Raw genomic sequence first — 15,842 nt, 5'->3', positions numbered from 1 at the left:
TAAGCAGGTGCGAACCAGATGGCGCTTCTTCAAGTCGTTTTCCGAACCCGTGGGTTCTGTAGATTTCCCCTCGATGAGTTGGATGCGATGCTCTTCTCCCCATCCACGCCGGGGGCTGAGCCGGTGCTGACGGGCGTGGTAATGGGGCTTGGCCCGGGGTATGTTGGCGTGCTCGAAGGACCCGAGGACAAGGTCCTGCAGGTGTTGGAGCGTATCGCTACGGACCAGCGGAACAACGGCATGGTGGTCGTCCATGAAGCCCTTGTCACCAACCGGCGGTTTTCCGGCATGGCCATTCACGAGGTGACCACCGGAAACGAGGATGTCCCCCTTGGCATGGCCGCGCAACTGCTGGTCAGCAAGCTGTCCACCGGGCTTCGGAAGGCGGCCTGAACGCCCCCGCGCCCGAGCCTGCGGCGGGGCCCACTCGCTCCGCGCCAACCCGTTGCGGTCAGGTCGAAAAACATGCTTCATCCACCAATCGGGGCGCACCCCTGTAATTGCGGGTCGGAAGGAAACATATACTCAAGCACACAAGGATAGATGGAGCGAAATTGCCGACGTTGTTCAACCCCCAGGATGAAAACTCGCTGATGCTGTTTCGGTACACGTCCTCGCCCGTTGCAGAGTTCACCGCATCCGATTTCAGCCTTATCCAGAAGATCTCGACCAAACGGAATGCCGAGTTCGGCGTGACCGGCCAGCTTGAGTTCGACGGCACGCGGTTCTTCCAGGAAATCGAGGGCGGCGTCGCGCCGATCGCGCTGCTCGTCGGCGTGATCCTGTCGGACCCGCGCCACCGGGACATCTCGGTCGAGGCGTTCCAGCGGATAGAGATGCGCAGCCACGCCGCTTTCGTGACAGGGGGGCTGTCCGAGCAACGCAAGCCCGGCGATACCGGCTGACGGTGCTTCGCGGCGCGCGTACGCCGCGTCTTGTGATCGCGGGCAGGCGGGGGGCCGCCTTGACATCCGCTGGCGTTGGGGGTGAAGACAGCCCCAGCTTTCATTGGACAGATACGGACATCGGACATGTGGCAGACCCTGCCGATCCTGCAAGTCGCCCTTGGTGGCGCCATCGGCGCGGTGCTGCGGTATGTCGTGGTCACCCGGGCCGGGGCCATGCTCGGCGGCGGCTTTCCTTGGGGAACGCTGGCGGTCAACCTGGTGGGGTGCTTCCTGATGGGGGTGCTCGTGTCGATGCTGGCGGCGCGGGGCAGCCTGCCGCCGCCGCTGCTGACTGCCGGGGTGCTCGGCGGGTTCACCACCTTCTCGGCGTTCTCGCTTGAGGCGGTATCGCTGATCGAGCGTGGCGCGATGGGCGCCGCGGCGGGTTATGTTGCGGCAAGCGTGCTTGGCACGCTGCTGCTTTGTGGATCGGGAATGATCCTGGGACGGATGGTATTCGCATGAGTGGTGTACAAACCCTGACGCTCGGCCCCGACGCCGAAGACCAGCGCCTGGACCGCTGGCTGCGCAAGCGCTTCCCCCAGGTCACCCAGGGGCGGATCGAGAAGATGTGCCGCAAGGGCGAGCTTCGCCTCGACAGCGCACGGGTGAAGGCGAACACACGCCTGTCCGAGGGGCAGATCCTGCGCGTCCCTCCCTTGCCGGAGACCGAGGCCGCGCCTGCGCAGAAGCGCGCGCACACCGTATCGGACGTGGATGCCCGGATGATGCAGGACGCCGTTCTTTATCGTGACGAGCATCTGATCGCGATCAACAAGCCGGCCGGCCTGCCCAGCCAGGGCGGCTCGGGGCAGACACGCCACGTGGACGGGCTGGCAGAGGCATTGCGCTTTGGTGCGGCGGAAAAGCCGCGGCTGGTGCATCGCCTGGACAAGGACACTTCCGGGGTGCTGCTGCTGGCCCGCACGGGCCGCGCGGCGGCGCTGCTGGCGAAGGCGTTCCAGTCCCGCGATGCGCGCAAGATCTACTGGGCCGCGGTCGCGGGCAGCCCACGCCCGAACCACGGCACGATCCGCTTTGGGCTGGTGAAAGCCCCCGGGCATGGCCCCTCCGGCGCTGGCGAGAAGATGATCTGCATTCACCCCGATGCCGTCGCCAGCACGCCGGACGCGAAACGCGCGACGACGGACTATACGACCATCAGCGCCGCCGCCCGCCGCGCGGCCTGGGTTGCCATGGCGCCGATCACCGGGCGCACGCACCAATTGCGCGCGCATATGGCCGAGATCGGCTGCCCCATCGTGGGCGATGGCAAATACGGCACCAATCGCCAGGAAAACCTGGGCGACGGATGGGGCGCGCAGCTGGGCGGGGACATCAGCCGCAAGCTGCACCTGCACGCGCGCAGCCTGACGCTGGAGCATCCCTTCACTGGCGCGATCCTGTCGCTGACCGCGCCCTTGCCCGACCATATGGCCCGCACCTGGGACACCTTCGGATGGGAGATGTCCGAGGCGGCGGCCGACCCGTTCGAGGACCTGGAATGAGCTTCACCGCGCCCCAGCGCCGCTTCTGGAAAGACGCCGATATCTGCCTCGCCGAGGGGGGCGGCTGGTCCGTCCTGCTGGACGACCGCCCGCTGCGCACGCCGGGTAAGGCGCTGCTCGCCGTGCCGACAGCCGCGCTGGCACGCGCCGTGGCAGCGGAGTGGCAGGCCCAGGATGAGCGGATCAAGCCCGAGACCATGCCCTTCACCCGCGCGGCCAATTCCGCCATCGACAAGGTCACGCCGGCCCATGAGGCAGTGGCGAGCATGCTGGCCGAGTACGGCGGGTCCGACCTGCTGTGCTACCGCGCCGCCGCGCCTGACGCGCTGTGCGCGCGCCAGAAAGAGGAATGGGACCCCTGGATCGAATGGTGCGCCAGGGCCCATGGCGCGCGCCTTCACCTTGCCGTGGGGGTGATGCCGCTGGAACAGCCTGAGGCCAGCCTCAGCGCGCTTGCCGCCGCGGTGCGGGCGCATTCGGCGTTCGAACTGACCGCCCTGCATGACCTTGTCACGCTGTCGGGCTCACTGGTGCTCGGCCTCGCGGTGAGCGGCGGCGCCATCGATCCGGAGCGCGCCTGGGGGATCAGTCGCCTCGACGAAACCTGGCAGGCCGAGCAGTGGGGCGCGGATGAAGAGGCCGCGCGCGCCGCCGCGGAAAAGGCCGAGGCCTTCGCCCAGGCTGCCAGGTTGCTGGCGCTGGTACGCCAATCCGATCCCGAAGAGGGCTGAAAACTGATGTATTACGCGACGTCATCGTCGGATTTCCTCACGCACGAGGTTTTGAAGACGCTGTCCGGCCTGGACGCCATGCAGCGGATCGCTACGGGTGACCTTCCGGCCCCCGCGATGGCCGAAACCATGGCAATCCGCATGGTCGAGGCATCCGCCGGGCGCGTGGTGTTCGAGGGGGTGCCGGAGTTCCGCCACACCAACCCCGCGGGAACGATTCACGGTGGCTGGTTCGGCGCGATCCTGGATAGCTGCATGTCCTGCGCCGTGCAGAGCATGTTGCCCGCCGGGCGAGCCTATACAACCTTGGAATACAAGGTAAATCTGGTTCGTCCGCTTTTCGCGGACGGAACCGCGGTGCTGGCCGAAGGCACGTCACTGCATACCGGCCGGCGCACCGCGACCGCGGAGGGGCGGCTCACCGGGGTGGAAGACGGGAAATTATATGCGACCGGCACGGTCACATGCATGATTTTCGACGTGTCAGACTAACCCCCTCAACAGGCGTCATGAAATGGATGTGACTGCCTAAATCTAAGGCGGTTCCCGTAGCGTTACCCAATATTGAGGCACTTGTTCACATTTTGTACTCTTGACCTTTGGCCATGCTAAAACAATGTTGCTCCATGGTTCGGGAGAGATGGACCTACAAAATAATAAAGTGCCGGTAACGTCGGCGACCGGGTTCACAACCCACACACAGGAAGAGGTTACTATGAAAGCTTATGCATTTATCGGCGCGCTCGCGTCTGCTGGACTGACAGCAGGCGTTGCCGGCGCGGCGACTCTGGACGACGTGAAGGCAAGTGGTGTGCTTAAGTGCGGTGTGAACACCGGCCTTGTCGGCTTCGCGTCGCCCAACGCGAATGGCGAGTGGGAGGGTTTTGATATTGCCTTCTGCCGTGCCGTGGCCGCAGCCGTGCTCGGTGACGGTTCCGCTGTCGAATTCGTTCCCACGACCGGTAAGACGCGTTTCACGGCGCTCGCCTCGGGCGAAATCGACGTGCTGTCCCGAAATACGACCTGGACGTTCACCCGCGACGTGGACCTTGGCTTTAGCTTCGCCGGGGTCAACTACTATGACGGACAAGGCTTCATTGTCCGCAAGGACCTGGGCGTATCCTCGGCCACGGAACTGGACGGTGCGACGATCTGCGTGCAGACCGGCACCACGACCGAGTTGAACCTCGCGGACTACTTCCGCAACAACAACATCAGCTACGAGCCGGTGCCGGTCGAAACCAACTCTGAAGCGCAGCCGCTATACCTTGACGGTGCATGCGATGCCTACACGACGGACGCGTCCGGCTTGGCGGCGACGCGCGCGACCTTCGAGGATGCGGACGCGCACATGCTGCTGCCCGAGATTATCTCCAAGGAGCCGCTCGGCCCGCTTACCCGTCAGGGTGACGACCAATGGGCCGATATCGTTCGCTGGACTCTCAACGCGCTTATCGCGGCGGAAGAGCTTGGCGTGACCTCGGCCAACCTCGAGCAGATGGCCGGTGGCAGCAACAACCCGGAAATCAACCGCCTCCTGGGTACCGATGGCGACCTTGGCGCGATGCTCGGCCTTGATGCCGACTGGGCCAAGCGTGCGATCGCGGTTTCCGGCAACTATGGAGAGATCTTCGCCGCCAACATTGGTGAAGGCACCCCGATTGCCCTGGCGCGTGGCCTGAACGCCCAGTGGACCCAAGGCGGGCTGATTTACGCCCCGCCGTTCCGCTAACCACCCAGCGAGGCGCGCCAGACCGGCGCGCCTCGTCTGCTTTCGGGGGGCGGATAACAGGAATTCCCCCCGGCCAGTAAGACGCGACCCTACCCAGCGCAGGACCCGGCAAACCGGGCCGCATCACGAACGGGGCAGGGCGTACCAACAGTGAAGAGGGGTGCGGCACATGTCCGCGATTTCAGAGGAGGCGGTGCCGTCATTCCGTCTTTCCATGCTGGTGTACGACACGCGGTATCGCTCGCTTACGTTCCAGTTCATTGCCCTTGCCGTCCTTATCGCCTTCATGGCGTTCATGGGTATGAACCTCGTGCGCAACCTTGCGGCGGCGGGCCTGAACATCAGCTACAATTTCCTCGGCGATACTGCCGGGTATGACATCAATCAGACGCTTATCGACTATACGAACCAGTCCACCCACCAGCGCGCCGCCATTGTCGGTATCCTGAACACGCTGCTGGTGGCGTTCCTCGGCTGCGTGACCGCGACGGTTCTGGGGGTATTCGCCGGGATCTTGCGCTTGTCGGGCAACTGGCTGGTGGCCAAGCTGATGGCCGCCTACGTCGAAGCGTTCCGCAACGTGCCGGTCCTGATCTGGATCCTGATCATCGGCACCGTGGTGACCACGCTGCCCGCCCCGAGCGCCTATCGCGGGGAAACCCCGGATTCCGAGATGCTGTTCGGCGTCATCGCGCTGACCAACCGCGGTATCTATATTCCCGCACCAGTCTGGGGCCCGGGGTCGATGATCGTGGTAGCCGCCTTCATCCTGTCGATCCTCGGGGCGATAATGTATCGCCGCTATGCGACGAAGCTGCTCTATGACACCGGCAAGCTGCTGCCCATGGGCTGGCCGACACTGGTCATACTGATTGTGCCTTCGCTGCTGGTCTTCTTCATCATGGGCCGCCCGATCGGGCTCGACTACCCCGCGCTTCAGGGCTTCAACTTTCAGGGGGGCATACAGGTGCAGCGGCCGCTGATCGCGCTCTGGCTCGCCTTGTCGATCTATACCGGCGCCTTCATCGCGGAAAACGTGCGCGCGGGGATCCTGGCCGTCTCCAAGGGCCAGACCGAGGCCGCCAGCGCCCTCGGCCTGCGCCCGAACCGTACGATGAGCCTTGTCGTGCTGCCGCAGGCGCTGCGGGTCATCATCCCGCCGCTGATTTCCCAGTACCTGAACATCACCAAGAACTCCTCGCTGGCGATTGCGGTGGGCTATGCCGACATCACCGCGACGCTCGGGGGGATCACGCTGAACCAGACCGGGCGCGCGATCGAGGCGGTGCTGCTGCTGATGCTGTTCTACCTCGTCATCTCGCTCGCGATTTCCGCGGTGATGAACGTCTACAACAAATCCGTCGCGTTGAAGGAGAGGTAGGATGTCGGACACCCATGCACACTCTGCCGCTTTCGTCAGGACCGAAACCCTGCCCGAGATGCCGCCCCCACCCGGGGAAACCGGCATCGTGAAATGGCTGCGGGCAAACCTGTTCGCGAACGTTCCCAATGCGATCCTGACGCTGGTGTCGCTCTGGGCGATCTATGCGCTGCTGGCGGGATTCATCCCCTGGTTCACCAACGCCGTCTGGAGCGCCGAGGATATCCGCGACTGCCAGGCCCAGCTTGACGGGACACGGGGCGCCTGTTTCGCGGTCATAAGCGAGCGCTGGCATCAGCTTCTGTTCGGCATCGCCTATCCCCAAGACCAGTACTGGCGGCCCATCCTGGCGTTCATCCTGCTGTTCCTCTCCGCCGCGCCGCTGCTGTTTTCCAAGCTGCCGCGCAACCTGTTGGTGCTGACGCTGATCTATCCCTTCCTCGGCTACTGGCTGCTCTGGGGCGGGACGATCGTCGCGCCGCTTGTCGCGCTGGCCGGGGTGTTGGTCGGATTCGCGGTCTACCAGCGCCTGGTGACGGGCAGTTTCGCGATGGGCTTCTTCGGCGGTATCGCCGCGGCCTTCGTCGCCTGGTGGATCGGCGGTTTCATCACCGGCGCGGCCGAGGGTGTCCTGGCGCTGGAGCCGGTCGCCTCTCGCGATATGGGCGGCTTCATGCTGAACATGATCCTAGGGACGGTCTGCGTCTCGCTCTCGCTGCCGATCGGCATCATGCTGGCGCTGGGGCGCCAGTCGGACATGATCATCATCAAGTGGATCTGCGTGGTCTTCATCGAGTTCATCCGGGGCGTGCCGCTGATAACCCTGCTGTTCGTGGCAAGCGTGGTGCTGGCGTATTTTTTCCCGCCGGGGACCAACCAGGACCTGATCCTGCGGGTGATCATCATGATCACGATGTTTTCCTCGGCCTATATAGCCGAGGTGATCCGCGGGGGCCTTGCCGCCTTGCCGCGCGGCCAGTATGAGGCGGCAGACAGCCTTGGCCTGGACTACCCCCAGGCGATGCGGCTGATCGTGCTGCCCCAGGCGCTGAAGATCTCCATCCCCGGCATCGTCAACGTGGCCGTGGGGCTGTTCAAGGACACCACGCTTGTCTCGGTCATCTCGATGTTCGACCTGGTCGGGGTTGTGCGCGGTCCGATCTTCTCCTCAACCGAATGGGCAGGCGTCTATTGGGAAGTGTGGGGCTTTGCCGCCCTCCTGTTTTTCATCGTCTGTTACTCGATTTCCCAGTACTCACAGTGGTTGGAGCGCCAGCTCGCAACCGATCACCGATAAGGAACCTGGATCATGAACCAACCGGCATCAATGACCGTCTCGGACGAGGTGGCGATCGAAATCACCGGCATGAACAAGTGGTACGGCCAGTTCCACGTGCTCAGGGATATCAACCTGACCGTCAACCGGGGGGAGCGGATCGTGATCTGCGGCCCCTCCGGGTCGGGCAAGTCCACGCTGATCCGCTGCATCAATCGCCTTGAGGAGCATCAGAAGGGCAAGATCGTCGTCGACGGGACGGAACTGTCCTCGGACCTGAAGAACATCGACAAGATCCGCTCGGAAGTGGGGATGTGCTTCCAGCACTTCAACCTGTTCCCGCATCTGACGATCCTCGAAAACTGCACCCTCGCGCCGATCTGGGTGCGCAAGATCCCCAAGCGCGAGGCGGAGGAAACGGCGATGCACTTCCTTGAGAAGGTGAAGATCCCCGAGCAGGCGGACAAGTACCCCGGCCAGCTTTCCGGTGGTCAGCAGCAGCGCGTGGCCATCGCGCGCTCGCTCTGCATGAAGCCACGCATCATGCTGTTCGACGAGCCGACCTCGGCCCTCGACCCCGAGATGATCAAGGAAGTGCTCGACACCATGATCAGCCTGGCCGAGGAAGGCATGACCATGATCTGCGTGACCCATGAGATGGGCTTCGCGCGGCAGGTCGCCAACCGGGTCATCTTCATGGACGCGGGCCAGATCGTCGAGCAGAACGAGCCTGAGGCCTTCTTCAACAATCCGCAGTCGGAACGCACAAAGCTGTTCCTGAGCCAGATCCTCGGCCACTGAGCACAGGCGGCGTCAACGGCTATGACGGCGGCCCCGGCGCGGGCCGCCGTTTTCATTCCGGGACATGGTGCGCGGCCGCAGCCGGCTGCTCGCCTGGTGTTCCAGCCATGTCCGCGGGGGCAGACCCATATGCCGCCGGAAGGCCGAGGAAAAGTTGCTGACGCTTGAATAGCCGAAGCGATGCGCGACGGCCTTGATCGCCATGCCTTCCCGCAGCGCGTGGCAGATCGCGTCCAGCCGCACCTGTTGCGTATTCGCATGAAAGCTGCACCCGAATTCTTCCCGGTAGGCTTGTTCCAACCGGCGGGCCGACAACCCGAACTGGGCGGCGATTTCCGGCGCGGAGGGGGGATCCTCCGGACAGGACAGCAGCATTGCATGGGCGTCCCGCGCCAGGCTGCTCGCCAACGGAGAGACGCTGGTCGGCACCTCGGAACAGAGGCTTTCCAGCTGGTAGCCGAGGATCTGCTGCGCCGTGGCGGCGATCAGCCGTGGCCTGAGCGGCGATGTGCTGGCAAGTGCTGACAGCAGCGTCTGGCGCAGGTAGCCGGGCAGGGCGCGGGGCCGGTGGATCGTCTCACGCCCGGCCCCGTTCAGCAGGGGGCGGATCCCGTGGGGCACATCGTCTCCGAACCAGCGCTCGACGACCTCCAGCGGGGCGAGCGCGCCGAACAGCTCGTTTTCGCGCGCGTCGAACCGGAAAAACGCGTCGGAATTCCTGGGCCGGATCAAGCCGACCATGGCATCGTCAATGGGCAGCCCGCAGCCAAGTTCGCCCTCGAAGCCGCCTTTCAGCGGGACTTGCGTGAAGACGAAATCCGGGTCGCGCGTGCTGCGCACCTCAACGGAATCAGGGCCCCGGGTGTGGAAATGCGACAAGCTCCAACTGACACCACTTCCGGTTGTGTCCGGGGTGGATTGCCACCCCATGTCGACCGACCCAAGACGCATGTGAACAGCCCCATCATCCAGACCGTTCGTCATCTTCAGCTCAAACTGTAAGGACTTGGCGTCGTTCATTCTATTCCTGATCCTGCAAGCAGCGGTGCGGGGCGCGCGGCGTGATGGCCCCACTACACGCTAAAGAGGAACGCCCGTGACATACAACTCGACGGAAGCATTCACCCGGCTGGGCGCAACAGTTTCGCAACACTTTTGCAACACTTTCATGACAAAACGACGGGGCGGAAGTCGGGCAACATGATCGTCCGCCGATCAACAATCGCCGGCATGCCATCCACGGGCCTTGTGGCTATAGGTTGCCCTCCGGGAAGTCGGCCGCGCGCCGCTTCTATCCGCCAGCATGACGGTGGCGGTACGGGGACTGCAGTCATAAGCATGTCCTTGGGACCTGCCGCTGCCACCGGAAGCCGCCGCGCCTGGCAGGGCCGCGCGATCCGGCAACGAGAACCAGACCGAAACAGACAAGGAAAACCTGAAAGATGCACAGACCCGCCACGTTCCTGACCGCCGCCGCTTGCCTGATCGCGCCAGCGCTGCCCGCTGTCGCACAGGCCACCGATGCTTGCACCGGCGAGGGGTGGCTGCAGAAGCCGGACGCGGAATTCGCCGCCGACTGCGCCTCTTTCGGGTTCGATGGCTCGCTCGAGGATCGGGAAGTCCTGGCCTGGATGATCTTCGCGCGGGTGAACCAGTTGATCGCGGACCCCGACGGCGCGGGCCTGTCGGACAGCGGGCAGGTGCCGCTCTGGATGGCATGGCCCACCGACGTGGATACCTTCCGCTCGCGCATGCCCTTCGATTTCGACGCCGCCCCGCGCAACGAGATGGAGCCGAGCGCCGAGAAGAAGGACATCCTCGCCGGGCGGGTCGCCACCGCCGGCCCCGACGGCGCCAACGAGGAAGTGACCCGCAACAAGGTCAGCTACGACTATCTTGTGCAGAGCGGGTTGACGACCAAGGTCGATGTTGCCGCCTTCTTTACCGAGAACGACTACGTCGACATGCCCGTCGGCTCGGTCGAGCTGAAAGCCTCGTGGTTGCAGGTGACCGAGGGCAGCCCCGCGCCGGAAGGGGCGCTGACCTTCGCCTTCGACAGCGGCGAATACTGGTGGCGCGGCCTGCATGTCATGGTGAAGATGCAACCGCTCGCTGATCCAGGCGACGCCTTCTACAGCGAGGATCCGAGCTGGTTCTGGACCACGTTCGAATTCAACGACGATCCCGGCGTCACCCATGTCCGCGAGATTTTCAGCACGCAGCGCGCGCCCCTGACGGACGAGCGGATCGCCGCGATCCTGCGGACCGCGGGCCTTGACGGGTTCGGCTTCGAGGGTTTCGCCCCGAACGGAACCCAGATCCGCTTTACCGAGGATGGCAACGGCGACGTGCCGGTGATCCTTGGCCATACGCATATGGAGGATTTCTCGGGCAGTCCGAACACGGCGCAGCCGCGCTACTGGACCGAGTTCGAGTCGAGCTGCCATACCTGCCACGCCACCGCGTCCTACAACCCCGAGACGGAATCGTTCTTTCCCTTCTCCGTGCCCGTCGGCGCGCTTGGCCTGACCTACAACAAGGCCGATAGCGGGGGCGTGGTGCGCTACCTCGCCCAAGGGTACAAACCGCTCGATTTCATGTGGCCGATCGCCTTCCAGGCCCGGTGAACAAACAAGGCTCCTGCCGACCGGCAGGGGCCGACCCATCCAGAAAGGAGAGAATGAAGTGACGATGCGTTCTGACGCGCGGGGCCCGCGCCCGTTCTTGCGCGCCGCCGCGGTGTTGCTGGCACTGCTGCCAGCGCTCGCGCTGCCAGCTCAGGCCGAGGGGCTGACTCCTCAATTTGCGCTGCCCGAACCCGCGACGGCGCCGCCTCTGACCGTGCTTTTCCCCGTGCCACAGGCGCGCATCGACGCGGCCATCGACGGGCTTGACGACCTGGCTGCCGAGACGTTGGAACGTACCGGCATCCCCGGCCTTGCCATCGCGGTGGTGCAGGGGGGCGAAACGGTCTACGCCCGCGGCTTCGGCACGCGCTCGGTGGACGGCGATGCGCCGGTCGATGCGGATACGGTGTTCATGCTGGCCTCCGTCTCGAAATCCTTGGGCGCGACGGTCGTGGCGACGCAGGTCAGCGCTGGGCGCGTCAGCTGGGATGACCCCGTGCGCCGCCACCTGCCGTCGTTCGACATGGGCGACGACTGGGTCAGCGATCATGTCACTATCGGCGATCTCTATGCGCACCGCTCCGGCCTGCCCGATCACGCGGGCGACGATCTTGAGGATATCGGCTATGACCGCCGCGCCGTCATGGAGCGGCTTTCCCAACTGCCGAAGGGCCGGTTCCGGCTGGACTACGCCTATACCAACTTCGGCATGACCGCCGCGGCCGAGGCGGTTGCGACGGCGGCCGGCACCGACTGGGCCAGCCTGTCGGAAGCGGCGCTTTACGAGCCGCTCGGCATGACGTCCACCAGCTCACGCCACGCCGATTACATGGCGCGCAGCAACCGAGCCGCGAGCCACGTGCCGGAACGTGACGGTTTCGCGGTATCCGACCGCCGCCAGCCCGACGCGCAAAGCCCGGCCGGGGGCGTCAGTTCCAGCGTTCGGGACATGGCGCTCTGGATGCGGATGGTGCTGGCGGGCGGAACCGCCGGACCTGAGCGCCTGGTATCCGAGGAGGCGTTGCTGCCGGCCCTGTCGCCGCAGGCCATCAGCGGATCCTCAATGCAGTTGGGCGCACGCACGAGCACCTATGGCTACGGGTTCAACGTCGGCACCCGGCCCTCGGGCCGCGTGGTTCTGAGCCATTCCGGTGCCTTCGCCCTTGGCGCTTCGGCCAGTTTCAGCATGATCCCGGATCTCGACCTCGGGATCGTGGTGCTGAGCAACGCGCTGCCCGTCGGCGCGCCCGAGGCGATCTCGGCTACGTTCCTCGACCGTGCGGAGTTGGGCGTGGCGGAGCGTGACTGGCTGGCGGCTTACCGCCCGTTCATGACGCCGCTGTCAGCCCCCTTCGGTGAACTGCATGGCGCGACGCCGCTGGCGGATCCCGCACCGGCGCAACCGGCGGCGGCCTATGCCGGGCGTTACGAGAATACCTATTTCGGCCCGGCGACCGTCTCGGAAACCGAAGACGGTCTGGTGCTGAGTGTCGGCCCCCGGGCCGAGGCTTTGCGGATGACCCATTGGGACGGGGACAGTTTCGTCGTCCACCCGATGACCGAAAACCAGCCGGCCGGCTCCGTATCGCGGGTGTCCTTCGGCACCGGGGCTTCGGGTGTGCCGCTCGAGATGCGGGTCGAGCATCTCGACGGCGAGGGATTGGGCCTTTTCCGCCGCCAGGAATAGGCGCGGACCCCCCGGACCCGAGCGCCCTTTCCCGGGCAGCTAACCGCTCGGGCGCCCCATCCGTTGATGGGGCGCCTGGTACAGGCGCAGGCGGGGCCGCCGCCGGACACCGGGGTGGGGACTCGCAACAAAATCGGCAGCCAGTCAACAATCGCGGATCGGTGAGAAATGGCGGAATTCTTGGTATTTCCGTGGGATAGCACCGGAAAAACCGTGCCAGTCCCCAAACCGAACCTGTCCCGGCGCCCCCAGGCGCAGTGGGCAGCCGCGCCGCGCTGCCTGGTACGGCCCGAACCGAGAAGAAGATGCCTGCCCCCATGACACTCAAGAATTACGACACCTGCCTCGCGATTGACGGCGGCACCCCCGTCCGCACCACGCCACTGCCCTGGGAACTGCCCGGCGCTCATTGGATCGGGGAGGAGGAGCGCGCGCTCGTCGACCGTGTGGTGCGCGCCCAGAGCCCGTTTCGCTTCTATGGCCCCGACCCGCAGAAGATGGTCGAAACGTTGGAGCGGGAATGGTCCGACATGCTCGGAAGGCCGCACGCGCTGGCCGTGTCGTCGGGCACCGCCGCCCTGACCATCGCCCTGTCCGCGTTGGAGATCGGCCCGGGCGACGAGGTGCTGGTTCCCGGCTACATGTGGGTGAGCTGCATTTCCGCCATCGTCCGCGCCGGCGCGATCCCAAGGCTGGTCGATATCGACGCGACCTTCTGCATGGATCCCGCCGATCTTGCGCGCAAGATCAACAGCCGCAGCCGCGCGGTCCTGCTGGTGCACATGAGCGGCGCACCCGGCCACGTGGCCGAGATCGCCGAGATCGCCCAGTGCCGCGGCATCCCCTTGATCGAGGATTGCGCCCAGGCCGCCGGGGCCAGCCGGCACGGAACGCCGGTCGGGTGTTTCGGCGACATCGCGACCTTCAGCTTCCAGCTGAACAAGAACATGACCTCCGGCGACGGGGGCATGATCGCGTGCAGCGATGACTCCCTGTTCCGGCGGATCGTCTCGCTGCATGACCTCGGTTATGCCCGGGACTCGGGGGGGCGGCTGGATACCAGCGATGTGACCTGCCAGCTCTGGGGGATGGGCGCGCGCATGTCGGACCTGGCCGGGGCCATGGCGCTGGCGCAGCTGCGCAAGCTGCCGCTGATCACCGCGGCCATGCGCCAGGCCAAATGGCGCATCCGCGCCGCGCTGAAAGAGTTTCCGCAGATCCAGCTTCGCGAGGTCCCCGATCCCAAGGGCGACAGCGGCCCCTTCATGATCATGACCTTCGAGGATCGCGAGATGTGTTCGCGGTTCATGGCCGCGCTGCGGGCCGAGGGCATCCACGGCCCCGAAGGCTCGCTCAGCTGTCTGCCGATGCAGGCCTGGGGCCTGCACTGGTACTTCAACATCCCGAGCCTGACCGGGAAACGCTCAAACAGCCGCGACGGTTTTCCCTGGAGTCATCCGGCGAATGATTTCGCCGGGCAGTTGGACTACCGCCGCGGCGCCCTGCCGGTCTGTGACGACCTGCATGACCGCTCCGGGCTGCTGGCGATCGCCTCCAACCTGAGCGACGCCGATGTCGAGGACGTCATCCAGGCCTTCCACAAGGTCGCAACCGCTTATTTCAACTGACGGATTTTCACGCAATGCACCCCCTTTCCAACGTCCTGACCGCCGACCTTTCCACCGTTGCCACATCTGAAGCCGGGATCGACGTGCTCGTCGTCGGTTCCGGCACCGCCGGGGTGACCAGCGCCATCGAGCTTGCCGGAAAGGGGCTTTCCGTCGTGATTCTGGAGGCGGGACCGCTGGTCATGTCCACGCATGTCGGCTCGTCCCCGTTCCGCAGCCGCAGCGACCTGACGCCGAAGGTCCATGACCTCGTGCGCTATCGCACCGCCTGGACGGATCGCGCGCAGTACGAAACCGGGACGCCGCCGGAGCGGAACAATGACGCCTGGTCCGCGGTCGGCGGGCGGACGCTTTTCTGGGGCGGATGCACGCCGCGCTTCACCGAGTGGGATTTCGCCGACTGGCCGCTGTCGCATGAGGCTTTCGATCCCTACTACGAACGGGCCGAGGCGCTGATGCATGTCTCCGGCCCGCATACCACGCGCGCGCCCTTCTTCCGAAGCGAGTCGCAGACGGGCCTGCTGGCACGCCTGAACGCCGCCGGTATCGGGGCGGAGGATGCATCGCTCGGCGTCGACACGCAGGAGGTACGCAACGGCTACATCCCGCGCGGGTTCGATTGCGCCGCCGACCGGCTGGTGCGCAGCGGCCTGCTATCGGAAACCGTGGCCCCCGGGCGGATCGTGCTGGTGCCCGATACGGTCGCCAACCGTGTCGAGCATGCGGATGGCCGGGTGAGCGGGCTGATTGCCGCGCCCGCCGCCGGCGGGGCGGAGCTTCGCTTGCGCGCCCGCCACTACACCTTCGCCGGCGGCGCGATCCAGTCGACGCGGCTCGCGCTCGCCTCGGGCCTGAAGGATCTGCATCCCCATGTGGGCACCCATGTCGCCGATCACCAGTTCATCCAGGGACTGCTGAAGCTGCGAAAGCCGCTGGATGAGCCGATCTACGCCTTCGTGCCCCCCACGGCGGATCGGCCCTATCACATCCAGATCCAGGGGCCCTTCACGGAGACATGGTACACCCCCTACCACGCGACGGTTTGGCTGGATTGCGATCCCGACGGGCTGTACCTGCTGGCCTATTGCTTCGGGGTGGGCGAACCCTCGGAAAGCAACGAGGTGACGCTGACAGATGACGCCGGCGCCGGGCGCGGTGACATGGGCAAATTCGCCGTCGTCGCCGAGCGCAGCGCGGCGGACAACCGCGTCCTGGCCGAGATGGAGGTTTTCCTGCCGCAGGTGGCCGAGGCGATCGATGCCGACCTCGTGCGCACGCATGTCAATCCCCTGGGCGCGGCGCTGCACGAAATCGGCGGCCTGCGCATGTCACAACAGGAAGGCGCGGGCGTCACCGACACCTATGGCCGGTTCTGGGCGCTGCCGAACCTGTCCGTCGCCGATGCCGCGGCCTGGCCCTCGCAAGGGTCGGCCAACAGCTACCTGACGATCACCGCCTGGTCGCTGCGCCATGCCGAAGGCGTCTTCGCGCGCCTGTCGGGCACCGCGACGGGGGAGCGCTGAG

Annotated in this window: 15 protein-coding genes; 14 read left to right on the top strand and 1 reads right to left on the bottom strand. The window is 65.5% G+C overall.

Features of this window, described 5'->3' with window-relative positions; genetic code table 11:
• The first annotated feature begins 18 nt into the window (after positions 1 to 18).
• The 10 genes from DJ029_RS07570 (at position 19) to DJ029_RS07525 (ending at position 8,376) form a co-directional block, all read left to right on the top strand.
• Complete coding sequence (locus tag DJ029_RS07570; protein ID WP_112321738.1) at positions 19 to 393, top strand: BLUF domain-containing protein; 375 nt, start codon at positions 19 to 21, stop codon at positions 391 to 393.
• Positions 394 to 593: 200 nt separating this feature from the next.
• Positions 594 to 905, top strand: a complete 312-nt coding sequence (locus DJ029_RS07565; protein WP_157966295.1) for a BLUF domain-containing protein — start codon at positions 594 to 596, stop codon at positions 903 to 905.
• 126 nt (positions 906 to 1,031) lie between these two features.
• Complete coding sequence (locus tag DJ029_RS07560; protein WP_112321736.1) at positions 1,032 to 1,412, top strand: fluoride efflux transporter FluC; 381 nt, start codon at positions 1,032 to 1,034, stop codon at positions 1,410 to 1,412.
• Positions 1,409 to 2,455 carry an RluA family pseudouridine synthase gene (locus DJ029_RS07555; protein ID WP_112321735.1) on the top strand — a complete coding sequence of 349 codons (1,047 nt, stop codon included), beginning with the start codon at positions 1,409 to 1,411 and terminating at the stop codon, positions 2,453 to 2,455. The genes DJ029_RS07560 and DJ029_RS07555 overlap by 4 nt, the downstream gene beginning before the upstream one ends.
• A complete protein-coding gene (locus tag DJ029_RS07550; RefSeq protein ID WP_112321734.1) occupies positions 2,452 to 3,186 on the top strand; it encodes an ATP12 family chaperone protein in 735 nt (244 codons plus the stop codon). Before DJ029_RS07555 ends, DJ029_RS07550 begins: the two co-directional genes overlap by 4 nt.
• A 6-nt stretch (positions 3,187 to 3,192) precedes the next feature.
• Positions 3,193 to 3,678, top strand: coding sequence for a PaaI family thioesterase (locus tag DJ029_RS07545; RefSeq protein ID WP_112321733.1), 486 nt, complete (start codon positions 3,193 to 3,195; stop codon positions 3,676 to 3,678).
• A gap of 223 nt (positions 3,679 to 3,901) precedes the next feature.
• A complete protein-coding gene (locus tag DJ029_RS07540; RefSeq protein ID WP_112321732.1) occupies positions 3,902 to 4,918 on the top strand; it encodes an amino acid ABC transporter substrate-binding protein in 1,017 nt (338 codons plus the stop codon).
• 169 nt (positions 4,919 to 5,087) lie between these two features.
• Entirely contained in the window at positions 5,088 to 6,299 is a 1,212-nt protein-coding gene (locus tag DJ029_RS07535; protein ID WP_112321731.1) for an amino acid ABC transporter permease, read from the top strand.
• A gap of 1 nt (position 6,300) precedes the next feature.
• Positions 6,301 to 7,596, top strand: coding sequence for an amino acid ABC transporter permease (locus DJ029_RS07530; protein ID WP_112321730.1), 1,296 nt, complete (start codon positions 6,301 to 6,303; stop codon positions 7,594 to 7,596).
• Between the two features lie 12 nt (positions 7,597 to 7,608).
• Positions 7,609 to 8,376 (top strand): amino acid ABC transporter ATP-binding protein, encoded by a 768-nt coding sequence (locus DJ029_RS07525; RefSeq protein WP_112321729.1) that lies wholly within the window; start codon positions 7,609 to 7,611, stop codon positions 8,374 to 8,376.
• A gap of 12 nt (positions 8,377 to 8,388) precedes the next feature.
• On the opposite strand, the gene DJ029_RS07520 is transcribed toward DJ029_RS07525, so the two are convergent.
• On the bottom strand, positions 8,389 to 9,396 hold the full coding sequence (locus DJ029_RS07520) for a helix-turn-helix domain-containing protein (RefSeq protein ID WP_112321728.1): 1,008 nt from the start codon (positions 9,394 to 9,396) through the stop codon (positions 8,389 to 8,391).
• Positions 9,397 to 9,818: 422 nt separating this feature from the next.
• Between DJ029_RS07520 and DJ029_RS07515 the strand changes: the two genes are divergently transcribed.
• The 4 genes from DJ029_RS07515 to DJ029_RS07500 all read left to right on the top strand — a co-directional run bounded on the left by DJ029_RS07515 (position 9,819) and on the right by DJ029_RS07500 (position 15,841).
• A complete protein-coding gene (locus DJ029_RS07515) occupies positions 9,819 to 11,003 on the top strand; it encodes a hypothetical protein (protein ID WP_112321727.1) in 1,185 nt (394 codons plus the stop codon).
• Between the two features lie 64 nt (positions 11,004 to 11,067).
• Entirely contained in the window at positions 11,068 to 12,690 is a 1,623-nt protein-coding gene (locus DJ029_RS07510) for a serine hydrolase (RefSeq protein WP_112321726.1), read from the top strand.
• 317 nt (positions 12,691 to 13,007) lie between these two features.
• On the top strand, positions 13,008 to 14,318 hold the full coding sequence (locus DJ029_RS07505) for a DegT/DnrJ/EryC1/StrS family aminotransferase (protein WP_112321725.1): 1,311 nt from the start codon (positions 13,008 to 13,010) through the stop codon (positions 14,316 to 14,318).
• 14 nt (positions 14,319 to 14,332) lie between these two features.
• The gene (locus DJ029_RS07500; protein WP_112321724.1) at positions 14,333 to 15,841 is read left to right on the top strand and encodes an FAD-dependent oxidoreductase; all 1,509 of its coding nucleotides are present in this window, start codon (positions 14,333 to 14,335) and stop codon (positions 15,839 to 15,841) included.
• Position 15,842: the final 1 nt, after the last annotated feature.

The sequence above is a fragment of the Oceanibium sediminis genome (genome assembly GCF_003265325.1).
In the GTDB taxonomy this organism is placed as follows: domain Bacteria; phylum Pseudomonadota; class Alphaproteobacteria; order Rhodobacterales; family Rhodobacteraceae; genus Halovulum; species Halovulum sediminis.
The sequence above is the reverse complement of the archived record's forward strand: the minus strand, read 5'-3'. Positions and strand labels throughout refer to the sequence as shown.

Bases quoted from the DNA above. Each gene is read 5' to 3' on its own strand.
- DJ029_RS07570 (WP_112321738.1), top strand. From the start codon at position 19: ATGGCGCTTCTTCAAGTCGTTTTCCGAACCCGTGGGTTCTGTAGATTT.
- DJ029_RS07565 (WP_157966295.1), top strand. From the start codon at position 594: ATGCTGTTTCGGTACACGTCCTCGCCCGTTGCAGAGTTCACCGCATCC.
- DJ029_RS07560 (WP_112321736.1), top strand. From the start codon at position 1,032: ATGTGGCAGACCCTGCCGATCCTGCAAGTCGCCCTTGGTGGCGCCATC.
- DJ029_RS07555 (WP_112321735.1), top strand. From the start codon at position 1,409: ATGAGTGGTGTACAAACCCTGACGCTCGGCCCCGACGCCGAAGACCAG.
- DJ029_RS07550 (WP_112321734.1), top strand. From the start codon at position 2,452: ATGAGCTTCACCGCGCCCCAGCGCCGCTTCTGGAAAGACGCCGATATC.
- DJ029_RS07545 (WP_112321733.1), top strand. From the start codon at position 3,193: ATGTATTACGCGACGTCATCGTCGGATTTCCTCACGCACGAGGTTTTG.
- DJ029_RS07540 (WP_112321732.1), top strand. From the start codon at position 3,902: ATGAAAGCTTATGCATTTATCGGCGCGCTCGCGTCTGCTGGACTGACA.
- DJ029_RS07535 (WP_112321731.1), top strand. From the start codon at position 5,088: ATGTCCGCGATTTCAGAGGAGGCGGTGCCGTCATTCCGTCTTTCCATG.
- DJ029_RS07530 (WP_112321730.1), top strand. From the start codon at position 6,301: ATGTCGGACACCCATGCACACTCTGCCGCTTTCGTCAGGACCGAAACC.
- DJ029_RS07525 (WP_112321729.1), top strand. From the start codon at position 7,609: ATGAACCAACCGGCATCAATGACCGTCTCGGACGAGGTGGCGATCGAA.
- DJ029_RS07520 (WP_112321728.1), bottom strand. From the start codon at position 9,396: ATGAACGACGCCAAGTCCTTACAGTTTGAGCTGAAGATGACGAACGGT.
- DJ029_RS07515 (WP_112321727.1), top strand. From the start codon at position 9,819: ATGCACAGACCCGCCACGTTCCTGACCGCCGCCGCTTGCCTGATCGCG.
- DJ029_RS07510 (WP_112321726.1), top strand. From the start codon at position 11,068: ATGCGTTCTGACGCGCGGGGCCCGCGCCCGTTCTTGCGCGCCGCCGCG.
- DJ029_RS07505 (WP_112321725.1), top strand. From the start codon at position 13,008: ATGACACTCAAGAATTACGACACCTGCCTCGCGATTGACGGCGGCACC.
- DJ029_RS07500 (WP_112321724.1), top strand. From the start codon at position 14,333: ATGCACCCCCTTTCCAACGTCCTGACCGCCGACCTTTCCACCGTTGCC.